General features: G+C 72.5%; 1 protein-coding gene. It reads right to left on the bottom strand.

Annotation, left to right across the window (positions count from 1 at the left end; translation table 11 throughout):
* Positions 1 to 825 (bottom strand): DUF222 domain-containing protein (locus AB4Y73_RS20425; RefSeq protein WP_441874510.1); only part of this gene is annotated, 825 nt, incomplete at both ends.

The raw sequence follows: 825 nt of genomic DNA, 5'->3' as shown, positions 1-825 counted from the left end.
GGTTCCGCCGTTGGCCCAGGCGAGGAGGTGGTCGGCGTCGTTGTCCAGGGATTGGTTGGTGCAGCCGGGGAAGGGGCATTTGCCGTCGCGGAGTCTGAGCCATTGGCGCATGGCGGTGGGGATCCGGTAGCTGGACCGGCCGATTTCCAGCGGTGCCCCGTCGCGGGGGTCGGTCAGGACGCGGTGGAACGATTCGGCGCCGTTGGCGATGAGGGTGCGGGCCATGGACGGCGGGATGGGCCCGTACCCGTCGAGGGTGGCGGGTTCGTCGGTCAGGCCCATTAGCGCGAACACGGGGACGGTGACGAGGACCTGGGCTTTGGGGGAGGGGACCTGCTCGGCGTGGCCGTCGAGGAGCCAGGCCGCGGCGGTGTCGGCGCGGAGTTGGGTGAGGGTCCTGGGCTCGGTGGGGCCTTGGAGGGCGCGGGCGGCGGTGGTGGTGCGGTCCCAGATCCCGGCGGCCTGATCGGCGGGGAGGTAGGCGGAGAGCCAGGCCATGCCGTCGCGGTCCGGGGAGTATTCCAGGCGGCGGTCGGCGGCGGAGCGGGTGTGGCGTTTTTCGATGCTGTCGGGGTGGTGGCGTTCGCGCCAGGTGCGGGCTTTGGCGCGGAACCGGGACGGGGTCATCTGCCCGGCGGGGCAGCCGCGTGCCGGGTGGGGTGCGTCGGGGTCCAGGAAGTGCGCTTCCAGAGCTTGGGCGCCGGCGGGGTCGAGGTTGAGGGTTTCGTCGACCATGGTCCGGGCGTGCTGCCAKGACAGGGTTCCTGTCTGGAGGGCGGCCAGGGTCAGGGGCAGGGCGGTGGTGAGCCGGCGGGAGGTGGAGAG

The sequence above is a fragment of the Pseudarthrobacter sp. TAF60_1 genome (genome assembly GCF_052113505.1).
Classification (GTDB): Bacteria; Actinomycetota; Actinomycetes; order Actinomycetales; family Micrococcaceae; genus Arthrobacter.
This window is presented reverse-complemented; position numbering and strand designations above follow the sequence as displayed.